At 66.1% G+C, this 13,752-nt stretch carries 10 protein-coding genes; 2 read left to right on the top strand and 8 right to left on the bottom strand.

What is annotated here, in order from left to right; genetic code table 11:
• Positions 1 to 21: 21 nt before the first annotated feature.
• From QCE48_RS22780 to QCE48_RS22745, 8 genes are all read right to left on the bottom strand, one after another.
• A complete protein-coding gene (locus QCE48_RS22780) occupies positions 22 to 1,539 on the bottom strand; it encodes an ATP-binding protein (RefSeq protein WP_404982295.1) in 1,518 nt (505 codons plus the stop codon).
• Between the two features lie 304 nt (positions 1,540 to 1,843).
• On the bottom strand, positions 1,844 to 3,280 hold the full coding sequence (locus QCE48_RS22775; RefSeq protein ID WP_409014737.1) for a transporter substrate-binding domain-containing protein: 1,437 nt from the start codon (positions 3,278 to 3,280) through the stop codon (positions 1,844 to 1,846).
• 80 nt (positions 3,281 to 3,360) lie between these two features.
• A complete protein-coding gene (locus QCE48_RS22770; RefSeq protein WP_309782317.1) occupies positions 3,361 to 4,392 on the bottom strand; it encodes a fimbrial protein in 1,032 nt (343 codons plus the stop codon).
• Positions 4,393 to 4,726: 334 nt separating this feature from the next.
• A complete protein-coding gene (gene katE / locus QCE48_RS22765) occupies positions 4,727 to 6,850 on the bottom strand; it encodes a catalase HPII (RefSeq protein ID WP_309782315.1) in 2,124 nt (707 codons plus the stop codon).
• Between the two features lie 83 nt (positions 6,851 to 6,933).
• A complete protein-coding gene (locus QCE48_RS22760) occupies positions 6,934 to 8,616 on the bottom strand; it encodes a S10 family serine carboxypeptidase-like protein (protein WP_309782313.1) in 1,683 nt (560 codons plus the stop codon).
• A gap of 79 nt (positions 8,617 to 8,695) precedes the next feature.
• Complete coding sequence (locus QCE48_RS22755) at positions 8,696 to 10,255, bottom strand: S53 family peptidase (protein WP_309782311.1); 1,560 nt, start codon at positions 10,253 to 10,255, stop codon at positions 8,696 to 8,698.
• Positions 10,256 to 10,474: 219 nt separating this feature from the next.
• Entirely contained in the window at positions 10,475 to 11,353 is an 879-nt protein-coding gene (locus QCE48_RS22750) for a DUF72 domain-containing protein (protein ID WP_309782309.1), read from the bottom strand.
• A 16-nt stretch (positions 11,354 to 11,369) separates the two neighbouring features.
• The gene (locus QCE48_RS22745; protein ID WP_309783763.1) at positions 11,370 to 11,762 is read right to left on the bottom strand and encodes a GFA family protein; all 393 of its coding nucleotides are present in this window, start codon (positions 11,760 to 11,762) and stop codon (positions 11,370 to 11,372) included.
• Positions 11,763 to 11,910: 148 nt separating this feature from the next.
• Here QCE48_RS22745 and QCE48_RS22740 point away from each other — a divergent pair, with 148 nt between their 5' ends.
• Complete coding sequence (locus QCE48_RS22740) at positions 11,911 to 13,200, top strand: inositol monophosphatase (RefSeq protein ID WP_309782307.1); 1,290 nt, start codon at positions 11,911 to 11,913, stop codon at positions 13,198 to 13,200.
• Positions 13,190 to 13,717: an isochorismatase family protein gene (locus QCE48_RS22735; protein WP_309782306.1), complete on the top strand. Its 528-nt coding sequence runs from the start codon at positions 13,190 to 13,192 to the stop codon at positions 13,715 to 13,717. The genes QCE48_RS22740 and QCE48_RS22735 overlap by 11 nt, the downstream gene beginning before the upstream one ends.
• The last annotated feature ends 35 nt before the right edge of the window (positions 13,718 to 13,752 follow it).

Below are 13,752 nucleotides of genomic sequence, written 5' to 3'. Positions count from 1 at the left end.
TCGGCGGGCGCGGCGCCGTCGTCACGCCACCCGAAGCGCCAGTGCCGCGTCGAGCGCGTCGCCTGCGTCGATGAACGCGCGAAATGCCGCCGCGATGTGCTCGTCGTCCGCGCCGTTGCGGTCTTCGTCGAGCGCGCGCTCGCAGGCGACTTGCAGCGCGAGACAAGCCTCGGAAAAAGGCTTCGCGCCGACGACCACCGCCGCGCCCTTCATGCGGTGCGCCGTCTCGTAGAGCCGCGCGTAGTCGCAGGCTTCCATCGCCTCGCGGGCCTGCTCGAAGTCGTGCGCATTCGCCTCCCGAAGCGCCTCGGCAAGCGAGCCGGCCTGCGCGCCGAAACCGTCGATCAGCGCGCGGTCGTAGGCCTCCCGGTGAGCCGCGGCGGGCGTCGGCGCCGGTTTCGCTGGTGGCTCCCGCCGCGACGCCTCGCTGCCCACGATCGATGCCAGCGCGGTCCGCAAGTCGTCCAGTCCGACGGGCTTGACGAGACACAAGTTCATGCCCGCCTCGATCGCCAGCGCGGCCGCCTCGGCCTGAGCGTCGGCCGTCACACCGACGATCGGCACCGCGCCGCCCGGCTTCGTCCGCGCTTCTATCGCACGGATCCTGCGCGCGACTTCCTCGCCGCGCATCACCGGCATCGAACAGTCGAGCAGGATCAGGTCGAACGATGCGGGATTCGCCTGCCATCGCGACAGGCCCGCGCCGCCGTCGTTGGCGCAGTCGACCGTGCAGCCCAGTTCCACGAGCTGGCTGCCGAGGACGATGCGGTTCGCCAGGTGATCGTCGACGACGAGCACGTGCAGGCCCGCGAGCCGCGCGCGCTCCGCATCCGCCTGCGCGCCCGCCGGACTCGTTGCATCCGCCGTGACGCCGGGCGGCTCCGCGGGGTCGGCCGCGGGCAGCACGAGCCGCACCGTGAACCGGCTGCCGCGCCCCGGCTCGCTCGCGACCTCGATGGTTCCGCCCATCATCGTGACGAGACGCCGGCAGATCGAGAGCCCGAGCCCCGTGCCGCCGAAGCGCTCGGTGCGGACGTCGTGCACCTGCACGAACGGCGCGAAGAGTTGCGCCTGCTGCTGCGGCGTCATGCCGATGCCGCTATCCGACACGGTCAGTACCACTTCGCGCCTGCCGTCCGCGATTTCACCGGCACGGTACGCGAGCGTCACGCTGCCTTGCGCGGTGAACTTGATCGCGTTCGACAGCAGGTTGCCGACGACCTGCCGCAGACGCAGCGCATCGGCTTCGACCCACGCGGAAACTGGCCCGTCGCCGCCCTCGAGCGCGAGCGGCACGCCCTTGCTGCGCGCGGCCTGGTCGTAGATCGCCGCGACGCTCGCCGCCCACGCGTTCAGTTCCAGCGGCGCGGGCGCGAGCACGAGCCGCTCCGCCTCCATCTTCGCGACGTCGAGAATATCGTCGATCAGGCCGAGCAGATCGCGCGCCGCCCGATGCGCCGTCGCGAGCGACCGTTCGCTCGACGCGCGGTCGCCCGGGCTGCGCAATTCGAGTTCGATCAGGCCGAGCACGGCGCTCATCGGCGTGCGGATTTCGTGGCTCATCGTCGCGAGGAAGGTCGACTTGGCGCGATTCGCGGTCTCCGCTTCCTCCTTGGCCGCGCGCATCGCCGCCTCCGCCGCGATCCGGCGCGCGATCTGCGCGCGCAGCGACACCGCCCAGGCCGCGAGCAGCAAAAGTCCGCCCAGCCCGAGCGTCGCGCCGAGCGCGACCTGCGGGCGGCGCCGTTCCCAGACCGTCTCGGGATGTTCGCCGAGCGACCAGCGCCGGCGGATCGTGTCGAGTTCGGCGGGCTGCAGGTGATCGAGCGCGCGGCTCATGATGTCAGCGAGCTGCGGGTCGCGCGGCGAAATGACGAAGCGGTACGGCACCGGCTCGCTCGACAGCACGCCGGTGGTTTCGAGCCTGCCCAGATACCGGTTCGCGACGGCGTAGCTCGCGAACCCCATGTCGGCGACGGCTGCGTCGGCGTGGCCTTGCGCGAGCATGTCGAAGAGCGTGTTGTAATCGGTAGCCATGACCCGCTGCGCGGATGGCGCGTGCGTCTTCACGAACGAGCTGACGAAGTCGTTGGCGGGCACGACGACGCGCGCGCGCCAGCGCCGCGGCATTGCGGCGCGGCGCGGCACCCACGCGCGTGACGATCACGAGGAGACCCTCGCCATAGGGCCGGCTGCGCAGGAAGCCGTCGCGTGTTTCCGGTGCGTGGCGGAATGGCGTCAGCGCCGCTGTGCCGTCGTGCAGATCCCGGTCGATCTCGCGCATCGAATCGCGCACGCGCGCCTCGAAGCGCAGACCCGTGACGCGCGCGATGGCCCCGAGGATGTCGACTGCGAATCCCGCAAGGTTTCCGTTCGCATCACGGAAAGCGAGCGGCGCGGCGGAGCCGAGCATCGAATAATGCACGACGGGATGCGCCGCGATCCAGGCGCGGTCGGCTTCGGTGAGCGGGATCGGGTCGTCGAAGCTGATCGAGTTGGTCGTCGCGCCCCAGCGCGCACGAACTTCGAGCAGGAAACCGGGCGGCAGCGCGGCCAGCGCGGCGTCGACGCGTTTGCGCAACTGCGCCGCGCCCGGGCGGCCGGCGGCGAACGCGAAGCTGTAACCGCCTTCGTCGAATGGCGCGAAATCCGTGATCCGGAGCTGGATCAGGTCGAGGTGATCGAGGATGTAGGCCGAGGACACGAAGTCGCCGACAAAGGCATCGGCGTCGCCGACCGACACGGCCACGAGCGCCGCGCCGGCGTTGCGGTAACCAACCGGGGTGGCTCGCGGGTAAGCCGACTGGATGCGGGCCGGCGCGGTCTGTGACTCGACATACGCGATGCGCCCCGTGCTCGGGCGAGGCGCGCGTCGCGCGACGTAGACCTGCTTGGTCGGTGTGTATGGGCGGCTCAGCAGAAGCGGCGTGCCGGTGTCGTTGCCCGTGGCGCTGGTCGCGGCGTCGATCTCTCCGCGCGCCAGCGCCTGGATCATCGCGGCGCGGTCGGGATAGACGCGCCATTGCAGCGCGCTACCCATTGCCCGCGCGACTTCGCGGGCGTAATCGGCCGAGATGCCGCGCACGGTGCTCTGAGGGTTCACATCCGGCAACGTCGTCGCCGGTGTGCTCAGTTCGAGCGGCGGAGCGATTCCGAGCACCGCGCCCACGACAAACTGGCCGGGTTGGGCCGCGGCCGTCGGCGGGAGGGAGATTGTCAGCAACAGCGCACAAAAAATGAAACGCGCCGTGCGCCATGCTTCTATCGTGAAACGAGACACGCCGGATACCTTAAGATTAATCCGGGAGTGTCTCAAAAATATGGGACGTAGGGAATGGGCGGATGCGGCCCGCTCAAGGGTCAGTTATAGGACATCGTGAACGTGGCGAGCGCTTTGACGAGGCCAGAGGCGAGCGGACCGGTCGAGCGCACGTAGCGCACGAACAGCGGAATGCTCAGTGCACCATTCGGCGCCGCGCCGACGAGCCATTGATTGGTCGTGCCCGGCGCGGCGGAATCCGGGCCATAGCCGATTTTCACGTCGCCCGCCCGGCGCAGTTCGATGCCGACGCCAGTCGCCGTCGATCCGGCGGCGAGACTGAGCACGGTGGTCGTGTTGGCTGGACTGGTCGCGTCCGTGAAGGTGATGGAAACCTGCGCCCCCGCCGCACACGACAGGTTGAGCGAGAGCGGCGTCGCTCCGGCGACGGTGCCCGCCACGCCCGTCAGCGAACGCGTCGTGACCGTAGGCAGCGTGATCGCCTGCGCGGAATTCATCACGGAGCAGGATTGCTGGCGGATCGTGCCGGTGGCGGTGCCGCTCAGTATGGGAGTCTGGCTCCAGCTACCTGACTCGACGCTGGTCTGATAGTTCAAGGGTATTGAGGGGACCGACGTGAGGGGGACCGCTCCGCCCGCCAGTGTGCCGGTAACGACGAACTCCGCCGTGAAGGTTGCGGCGATAGGCACGGAATCGCCGATCGCCGAGCCGGATCGAGGACAATTGAGCGTTCCCGATTGGTTGGTGATCACGACGCTCTGTTCCGTGCATGCGGCCGAACTGATTCGATACCGGACGCCAAGGCCCGCAATGCTGGTCGGATAAACATCCGGCATCCCCGCGACAGGTGCGGTATTGGTCTTGAAGGTAGCGATCAGGGTGCCGGACAGAATCTGCGGCGATCGCGTGTCGAAACTGCAACTCATGACAAACGGTTGCGGCGCCAGCGTGGTGACGGTCTGTCCTGGACTTGCGTTTCGCGGTACGGAGATGTATCCCACGTTCAGCGTCTGGTTGCCGTTCTGAACGCCGCAGTTAAGCGTCGCGTGCGCCGTCGAGCCCCATAACAGCGTCAGGACAACGGTAAAGATCCACGCGGCCACCTTGAACACGTTCCATGCCGTGCTACGGGTCGGGACCGAACCCCGGCTCGCGCCAGGTGCCATCAAGAGGCGTTGCGTCGAGCTATTTACAGTCACCAAAGTCATTCCATCCTCAAGATAATTGACCGTGTCGGATGACGAATTAGCGGAGAACGCGCGAAGTAGGTCAGTCTCGACAAGCATCCAGAGGATAAATTCGACACTGTATGGAAGAGAATGAGATTGTTCCCAATCTCAAAAATTAGCCTGAACGGGGCGCGACGGCTCTGAGCAGAAAATGAAGACAAAAAAACCCCCGAGCCAGTCGGGGGATTGTCTTATTGCACGAACGCACGTCCAGGCATCAAGCCGGCACACTCTCCGCCTTCTGCGCCCTCGCCCACACGCGATGCTTGCCGAGCGCCTCGATGAACGCCTTCATCACCGCCTTCGCGTCGCCGCCGACAGACACGCCGTCATCGCCCGTCGGCAGATGCGCGGCCGCGAGCACGTCCTCGCCGTCGCCGACCGCGCCGATCGCCTTGAGGTGCTTGAACGCTTCCAGCACGTAATGCCGCGCGTCGCCCGACTCCGAGAGCGCCTTCGCGCTCTCCTTGCCGCCCGCGACCACGACGCCGTCGAACATGATCGACGGCATCGCGAGAATCGTCGCGTCGACTTCGATGCCGCCGTCGAGCGTCCCGAGCACCGGCGCGATCACCTTCGCGTGCGCGCCCTCGGCGGCGAGCGCGTCCTTGACCGCCTTGATGCTCGCGGCGTCGGCGCCCTTCGCGGCCAGAATCGCGACCTTGCGCGTTTTCACCGAGGGCGGCGTCTTCGCGATGATCGACAGCGCCGGCGATTCGTTCACCGACGGCTTGCCGAGTTCCTCCGCGCTCGCGCTCTTGTTCGGCACCGGCAAGCCGAGATTCGCGGCGACGCGCGACGCCAGTTCGCCGTCGATATTCGCCAGAATGCCGAGTTGCCGCTCGCGGATCGGCTTCCTCCCTACCTTGCTCAACTCGAACGAATACGCGCCGACGATGTGATCCTTCTCCGGCGGCGTCATGCTGTTCCAGAAGAGCGTCGCCTGCGAGTAGTGGTCGATGAACGACGGGCTGCGCACGCGAATCTTGGAGCCCTCGACGCGCTCCGTGTAGCTCTCGAACCCGCCGCCCGCCGCGGCCGGCGGCGTTTCCTTCGGCCATCCGCTGTCGATGGAATTCGGCTCGTAGGACGCTTGACCCTTGTCGATCGTCTGGCGATGCATCGCGTCGCGCTGACCGTTGTGCAGCGGCGCAAGCGGCCGGTTGATCGGGATCTCATGGAAGTTCGGGCCGCCGAGCCGGCTGATCTGCGTATCGGTGTAGGAAAAGAGGCGTCCCTGCAACAGCGGATCGTTCGTGAAATCGAGGCCCGGCACGATATGGCCCGGGCAGAACGCGACCTGCTCCGTTTCCGCGAAAAAGTTGTCGGGATTGCGATTGAGCGTGAGCTTGCCGATCATCTTCAGCGGCACGAGCTCCTCGGGAATGATCTTGGTCGGATCAAGCAGGTCGAACGGGAACTTGTGCTCATCTTCTTCCTCGACGATCTGCACGCCCAGTTCCCACTCCGGATAGTCGCCCATGTCGATCGCGTCCCACAGGTCGCGGCGATGGTAGTCGCTGTCCTTGCCCGCGAGCTTCTGCGCCTCGTCCCATAAAAGCGACGCCGAGCCGATCGTCGGGCGCCAGTGGAACTTCACGAAGCGCCCTTTGCCCTCGGCATTGACGAAGCGGAACGTGTGGATGCCGAAGCCTTCCATCGTGCGCAGGCTTTTCGGGATCGCGCGGTCGGACATGGTCCAGAGCACCATGTGCGCCGATTCGGGCACGAGCGAGACGAAGTCCCAGAAGGTGTCGTGCGCCGAGCCGCCTTGCGGCATCTCGTTGTGCGGCTCGGGCTTCACGGCGTGGACGAAGTCGGGGAACTTGATCGCGTCCTGGATGAAAAAGACCGGCATATTGTTGCCGACCAGGTCGAAATTGCCTTCCTCGGTGTAGAACTTGACGGCGAAGCCGCGCACGTCGCGCACGGTGTCGGCCGAGCCGCGCGAACCCTGCACGGTGGAAAAGCGCACGTAGACCGGCGTTTCCTTGGAAGGATCTTGCAGAAACGCGGCCTTGGTCAGCGCGGCCTGCGATTCGTAGACCTTGAAGACGCCATGCGCGGCGGATCCGCGCGCATGCACGATCCGCTCCGGGATGCGCTCATGGTCGAAATGCGTGATTTTTTCACGCATGATGAAATCTTCGAGCAGCGACGGGCCGCGCGGGCCGGCGCTCAGCGTGTTCTGGTTATCGGCGACCTTGACGCCCTGATTGGTCGTCAACGCCTGATCGGTGGCGTCGGAGCGGAATTTTTCCAGGCTCTCGACTTTCTGGTTCGTGTTGCTTTGCGACGGGGTACGAGCGACGGCGCTTGCCGTCTTCTTCTGGGTCGGCATTGGGAGGACTCCGTTTGACAATTGGCCCGGCACTTTCGATAGCGCCAGGCCTTTCATGCCGCAAACGGCGTTCCCGGAAGAAGCTACGCGATCTTCGACGCCGTCGTGCGCTGCAGTGTGATGATCCGGCTCATCGCCACATGATTCGACGTCGCCGCGTCGTACATTGTCGCCAGATCTTTTTTCAACTGCGTGCGCGAACCGCCGTCGAGATAGACCATGTGTCCCGACGGATAAAACGTCGCCGAAAGATTCTGGCGCACGGTCTTGTCGATGAGCGGCATTTGCTGCAAGTCGATCACGGTCTGATAGAACGGCGTGACGAAATCGTACATGCCGTTCGCGGAGAGCACCTTCAGGTCGACATTCAGCGCCATCACCGCCGCCAGATCGCCCGCCGTGTACAGGATGATGTTGCCTTTCGAATCGACGCCCTTCTCCTCGCCCGTCGGGTCCGTGTGCTTGAAATCCCAGTTCAGGAACGCCTGGTCGTTGAGATCGGTGAACGAGGACGTCGAGGTAAATTTCAACTGCTCGTTGAGATAGCTGTTCCACATCGACGTGTAGACGCCGCTCACCGCCGTCATCGTCGGATCGTTGCCGCCGGAATTCGGATCGATCTTGCCCGCGATGCCGCTCGACACGCCCATCACGCGCCCGTCGTAGGAACCGAGCGACTGCCCCTTCGATTTCAACAGCGTCGTGAGAAAGAGCGAATTGCCGCGGCTGTCGTAGGCGGCGATGTCGAGACTCCACGCGAGCAGCGTCACCTTGTCGATGCCGGTGTAGTCGGCGAGCTTCTGCACGACTTCGTCGTCGGTTTGCGGGAATTTGCGCAGCGCGTTCAGGTAATCCGAGCGCGCGAATTCCGCGACTTCCTCCGCGAACGCCTCCAGATTGGTCGGCGTCGGATGCACACCGAGCTTCTTGTGATACCAGGCATCGGCGGCGGCGGTCGGCAGCGCGCCCACCGGGTTGCCCGCCTGCCGGTAATCGAGAATCGACGATTGCAGCGTGATGCCGTTCAAATCGACGCCATCTTCGTGCAGCTTGTACGCGAGCACGCAGCTGCGCGCGGTGCCATACGACTCGCCGAACAGGAATTTCGGCGAATTCCAGCGATTGTTCTTCGTCAGATAGCGTTTGATGAACTGCTTGATGGAATCCGCGTCCTGATCGACGCCCCAGAAATCGCGGTTCTTGTTCGGCGCGATAGCCGCCGAATAGCCGGTGCCGACCGGATTGATGAAGATCAGGTCGCTCTTGTCGATGAGGCTGTCCGGGTTGTCCTCCATCTGGTACGGCGCGGGCGGCGTGAAGCTCGGCATCGCGGTCTTGATGCGGCGCGGCGCGAACGAACCGAGCAGCACGAACACCGACGACGACCCCGGCCCGCCGTTATAGAAGAACGTGAGCGGGCGCTGTTCCTCCGTCTGGTTGTCCTTCGTGAAGGCGACGTAGAACATCTTCGCGTCCGGCTTCGAACTGCTCGGATCGACCGTGACGAGATGCCCGACCGTCGCCGTGTAGGCGATCTTCGCGCCGCCGATCGCGACCGTGTGATGCGTGACGGCGGCGTTTTCGTCTGCTTCGGTCGCGGAGACCGAATCGTCCGGACCGTTGCCGTAGGCGACCGGATCGAAGTACGGCTGATCGCGCTTCGCCGTCGGCTTGGCAGGCTTTTTCGGCGTCTTCGCGGCAGGCGTCTTCGCGGCCGTTTCCGGCGCCCCGTCGGCGGGTTTTTCTATTGTTGGATCGGAGTTCATCGTCGTCGCTCCTGGTTCGTCGTCGTTGTTATTGCCGTGGATGAATCGTGCTCGTCACGCTGCCGTTAATCCAGCGCGGTCATTTCAGCGCGGCCGCCACTTTCGCCCCGTCCGGGCTGCCGAGTCCCGTGCAGGCGTCCCAGCCCGCCACGGCCGCGAAACTGCCGTTGTTGCCCTCCGTGATGTCGCGGCAGGCCGTCTTCGCGCGATACAGCTTCGGATTGACGAAGCCGGCCGGTTTCCCGTTGATCGCGTTGATGCGGGCGAGAAGCGCGGCCCACAGCGGCGCTACGGCGCTGGTGCCGCCGACCACCGTCTCGTTGCCGCCGATCAGCACTTCGTAGCCGGTCTGCGGCGAGGCATCGCCGGCGACATCGGGCACGCCGCGTTTCGCGAGCGGCGTGTGGCCGCCGCCCGTGCGCGCGAGCGTGAGCCCTTTCTGCCAGACCGGCAGCGCGAACGCGCCGCTCACGCCGCCGCCGCCCGCGCCGCCCTGATCGCCGTCGTTCCAGACGACTTCCTGCTCGATGCCGCTCGCCGACGCCGACAGGCTCGTGCCGCCGCACGCGAGCGTGTACGGGCTCGACGCGGGGAAATCGACGTGATCCTGGCCGTCGCCGACGCCGTCGCTCGATCCGCTGTCGCCCGACGCCGCGCAGACGGTCACGCCGAGCGCGGCGGCCGTTTGCAGCACGTCGTTGAAGGCGCTGAGCGATTGCGAGGTCCACATCGACTCCGGGCCGCCCCAGCTGATCGACACGACCGACGGCTTGTGCGTCGCATCGTGGATCGCGCGGTTCACGGCATCGACGAAACCGGAGTCGCTGTTCGGCGCGAAGTAGACGGCGATCACGGCGCCCGGCGCGATCGCCCCGGCGATCTCGATGTCGAGCGTCACTTCGCTGTCCGGACCGTTCGGATTGCCGGTGGGCGCGTTCTTCGCCTCATCGACGCTGACCGCGACGACCTTCGGCGCCTTCACGCCGAGCTTCGAGAAATACGCGGTGAGGTCGCTCGTGCGATAGCCGCCGCCGAGTTCGATGATCGCGATGCACTGGCCGGCGCCGTCGCCGTCGGGGAAGTCGTAGAGGCGCGCGAGATCGACTGGCGTGAACGACGCGGGCGCAAGGCCGCGTGCGGGCTTGAAAGGCGGGCGAAAGCGAAAGTGCGGACGCGCCTGCGGACGGCTGTCGAGGCCGAGCACGGCGGTGACGGCGTCGTGCATGTCGTCGGGCACGTTGACAGGCCCGGTGCGCCCGCGAAATTCGCCGATATTGTGATGTTCGAAGCGTTCGAGCTTGACGTCGAACGCTTTCTGGAACTGCTCGATCGTCCCCTTCAGCACGACGCTGCGCGAGCCCGGATCGGAGCGCGCGACTTTCAGACCGTACTGCGCGGCGAATTTCTCGACCTTCTCGACGTCTTCCTTCGATGCGCCGAAGCGTTTTTCGAACGCCTCGCGCGCGACGGGTTCGGCTTCGCCCGCGTCGATCTTCGCCATCAACTGTTTGAAGCCGCTTTCGTCCTGACGCCGCAGCATCACGACCACTTCGATTTCGTCGGCCGGGTTGCACGCGCCCACGCAGGTCGCGCCTTCGGGATGGTTCTTGTCGCTGCCGCTCACCGGTTGCTTCGCCATAGTTCGATGCTCCTCGCTGGTACTGGAGTAGAAGGCTGCCCGAGTTGCCATGCCACGCATTCAGATTGCCCGCGAAGGCAACGCGCTCAGCGACCGCGCGGATGTATCGTCGTATTTTCCCGCGCCGAATGCAATTCTTCGGACTCTTCACGGCGAGGCCGGTTCCTGCGCGCCGGCCGCGGTCTCGTCACGGGGCGTTACTGCCGCGCGCCGGGCGCGTCACGGTTGCAGCCGCTCGATCAGCCGGCGGGCGTCGAAAGGCGCCTGGACTTTCTTGTCGTTGTCGAAGTAGCAGAATACGTCGCGGCCCGCGCGGCGACGAGGCGCCACCGATGAAATCAGCCGGGCGTCGGCGCGCTGGCCGCCGCTCGCCCAACATCCGATGCGCGACGCCCAGCCGTCGAGCGCGGCGTCGGTGTAGGCGCCGCCGTAGAGCGTTTCGGTGCCATGCAGCCGCACATAGACGAAGTCGGCAGTCAGATCTTCGGCGTAAGGCCAGTCCGCGACCGAATCCGATACCACGAGCGCCGCCCGGTACCGTCGCAGAAGACGCACGAATGCCTCGCAGCAAAAGCTCGGATGGCGTATTTCGATGGCGTGACGCAGCGCGCGCTTCGTGCGAACGTCGAACCACGGCGCTTTCACGCGGGCATCGTGCCGGGCGGCGAATTGAGCGGCCGACACTGTGTCTTTCGGAAGCAGACCGAGGAAGCGTTCGAACGCGTCGGGGTCGAACGCGAAGTTCGGTGGAAACTGCCAGAGAAACGGACCGAGCTTGCGTTCGAGCGCCAGCACGCCCGACGCGAGGAAGTTCGCCAGCGCGGGCGTCGCGGTTTCGTCGCGAAATCGCAGCATGTGGGTGAGATAGCGCGGTCCCTTGACGCTGAAGATAAAGCCGTCCGGCGTCGCGTCGTGCCATGCGCGATAGCTTTTCACGCTTTGCAGCGAATAATGCGAGCCGTTGATCTCTACGGTTTGCACCTGTCGCGACGCGAATTCCAGTTCTCGCGCCTGCGCGAGCTTCGGCGGATAGAACACGCCGCGCCAGCCATCGTAACGCCAGCCCGAGAGGCCGATCCGCACGCGCCCGGCGGTCATCGCAGACGACACCGGGTCACGGCCGGTCCTCTTCGAATTCCGTGCGCACGCCTTGCGGCAGCCACGGCTCGCGACGGCGGCACCAGAGTTCGTAGCCGGGCTCGTAGATACCGGTTTCATCGAAGGCGCCGAGCGGCAAGTCGATTTCCGGCGTCGCCAGATACTCCATGTACGCCACCGATCCGCAGACGGGACAAAAATGCCGCCGCGCCTCGTCGGAACTTCGCCACGCCTCGGTGCGGCCGAAAAACTCCACGTCGCCGCGCTCGAAAACCGCATAGACTCCAAACGCCGAGCCGTGAATTCGGCGGCACGTCATGCAGTGGCACATGCCGACGCGGCGCGGCGCCGCGCCGACGCGAAACCGTACCGCGCCGCACGCGCACCCTCCTTCCTGAACCGTAACCATGCCTCGTCCCCCATGCAGGATCGACTGTTCCGCTAGCAACCCGCGCGCCGCGACCCGCGAGCGAGGCGCCTGAATGCCGCCGAACGTGGCGCGGCGGTCCGCCTGACGGTTTGTTACGATGTACACCCACGTCACGGAGATGGCCTACATGAGCAACCTGTCCTTGCTGAAGCTGCTTCCCGGCGTAGAGTCCGATTTCGGTCCGACGGCATCCGATCTCGTCGCCCATGTGCTGTCGCACGACCGCTTCGATTCCGCGGCGAACGCGGTATCGCCGCGCGAAACCTTCCGCGCGGTCACCGTCGACGATGCGCTCTCCGACGAGTACGTGTTCCCTCTCGGCGACACCGGCCAGTCGATCGTGCTTGCCGGCTACCGCATCGCGGCGGGCTTTCTCGCCGAACGCGCCGCCGACGAATGGCTCGACCTCACGCGCCGGGCGCGCGCGGCAGAAGGACTGCCGGCGACGCCCGGACCCGGCGAGCCGCATCCCGCGCCCGATCCGGAAGAAGCCGACCAGTTGCTCGACCGCGCGCTCGACTGCGTGCAAAAAATCGTCGATCCGGTGGCGGCGCAGCAGGTCATCGCGCTCTTCGAAACGCATTATCGCGGCGGCCGCGAGTTCCTGCGCCTCGCCTGGGAAGGCTTGCCGGAGGACCTCGTGCCCGAATCGCGGCGGCCCTTGGTGGCGCTGAAATCGGGCGAGCCCGGCGAAAACCGCGAGAAGCGCGACTACGATCCTTACGGCCTCGAAGGCACGAGCGATTACGACGTCGACCGGCCGCTCGCGTACCGGGAGAAGATCGGCCCGTTTCTCTTCACGATGACCTATCGCCACGAATATCCGCAAGTCGACGACGAACGGCTCGGCACCGCGTTCGCCGTGTTCCACGAGGCGGGCACGGACATCGTCGCGGCGGCGGTCGAACTGAAGCTCGTGAAAGTGCCGCCGATCCACAGCAGCGCGGACCTCGTCTACGTGCTCGACACCTATTCCGGCGAGATGCTCTCGCTCGCGCTCGCCGCGGCCGAAGCGCTCGGGCCGGACCTGTGCCGCGTGTTCAACGAGCATCGCGTGGTCTATATCAGCATGTGGGAAGTGAGAAAGCCGTGGCGCGGCGAAGGGCTCGGCGTGGCGCTCCTGCATCAGGCGCTGGAGCGACTTCCCGTCGATGTCGACGGCCGGCCGAACGCGCTCTGCGTCGCGCCCGAGCCGTATCAGACGGAAATGAAGCACCTCGAAACGCTGCCCGCCGTGCTGCGCGAAGAACTGAAGGCGCCGGCGCATCGCCTGAACGCGCACCTGACGGGCTGGCTCGAACGCTCGAAGCTGCCGGTCGCGATGCATTTCTTCGTGCCGATGGCAAAGCACGCGGGCATCGGTTCGGCGGGCGAAAACGCGCGGCTCATCGACCGGATCATGGAAAGTGAAACCTGAAGCGATGCTGCTCGTGATCGATATGCAGCAGCGCCTGCTGCCGCATATCGACGCCGGCGAGACGCTCTCGCGCCATTGCCACGCGCTCGTGCGCGCCGCCGGCCTGCTCGGCGTGCCGGTGCTCGCGACCGAGCAGAATCCGCGCGGACTCGGCGCGAGCGTCGAAGGACTCTTCGTGCCCAATCAGCGCGTGATCGAAAAACATACCTTCGACGCCACGCTCAACGACGCCTTCGTCGCCGCGTTGCCTTCGCCGGACGAGTGCGTGATCGTCGTCGCGGGCGCGGAGACGCACGTCTGCGTGCTGCTCACGACGCTCGGCCTGCTGCGGCTCGATTACCGCGTGGAACTCGTCGCGGATGCCGTCGGCTCGCGCGATCCAGCCAACCGGGCGATCGCGCTGACGCGCGCGGCGCAGGAGGGCGCGCGCCTGACGACGACCGAAACCGCGATCTTCAATTGGCTCGGCACCTGCCGGCGTCCGGAGTTCCGCGAGGCGCTCGGCCTCATCAAGTAGAGCCATGCGCGCGGCGCATGGCTGGCATGCGCACA

This window comes from Caballeronia sp. LZ024 (assembly GCF_031451455.1).
Taxonomy (GTDB): Bacteria; Pseudomonadota; Gammaproteobacteria; order Burkholderiales; family Burkholderiaceae; genus Caballeronia; species Caballeronia telluris.
The sequence above is the reverse complement of the archived record's forward strand: the minus strand, read 5'-3'. Positions and strand labels throughout refer to the sequence as shown.

What these genes read in the sequence shown, in the direction of transcription:
- QCE48_RS22780 (WP_404982295.1), bottom strand. Translation starts at nt 1,539, where the DNA reads ATGAGCGCCGTGCTCGGCCTGATCGAACTCGAATTGCGCAGCCCGGGC.
- katE (WP_309782315.1), bottom strand. Translation starts at nt 6,850, where the DNA reads ATGCCGACCCAGAAGAAGACGGCAAGCGCCGTCGCTCGTACCCCGTCG.
- QCE48_RS22760 (WP_309782313.1), bottom strand. Translation starts at nt 8,616, where the DNA reads ATGAACTCCGATCCAACAATAGAAAAACCCGCCGACGGGGCGCCGGAA.
- QCE48_RS22755 (WP_309782311.1), bottom strand. Translation starts at nt 10,255, where the DNA reads ATGGCGAAGCAACCGGTGAGCGGCAGCGACAAGAACCATCCCGAAGGC.
- QCE48_RS22750 (WP_309782309.1), bottom strand. Translation starts at nt 11,353, where the DNA reads ATGACCGCCGGGCGCGTGCGGATCGGCCTCTCGGGCTGGCGTTACGAT.
- QCE48_RS22745 (WP_309783763.1), bottom strand. Translation starts at nt 11,762, where the DNA reads ATGGTTACGGTTCAGGAAGGAGGGTGCGCGTGCGGCGCGGTACGGTTT.
- QCE48_RS22740 (WP_309782307.1), top strand. Translation starts at nt 11,911, where the DNA reads ATGAGCAACCTGTCCTTGCTGAAGCTGCTTCCCGGCGTAGAGTCCGAT.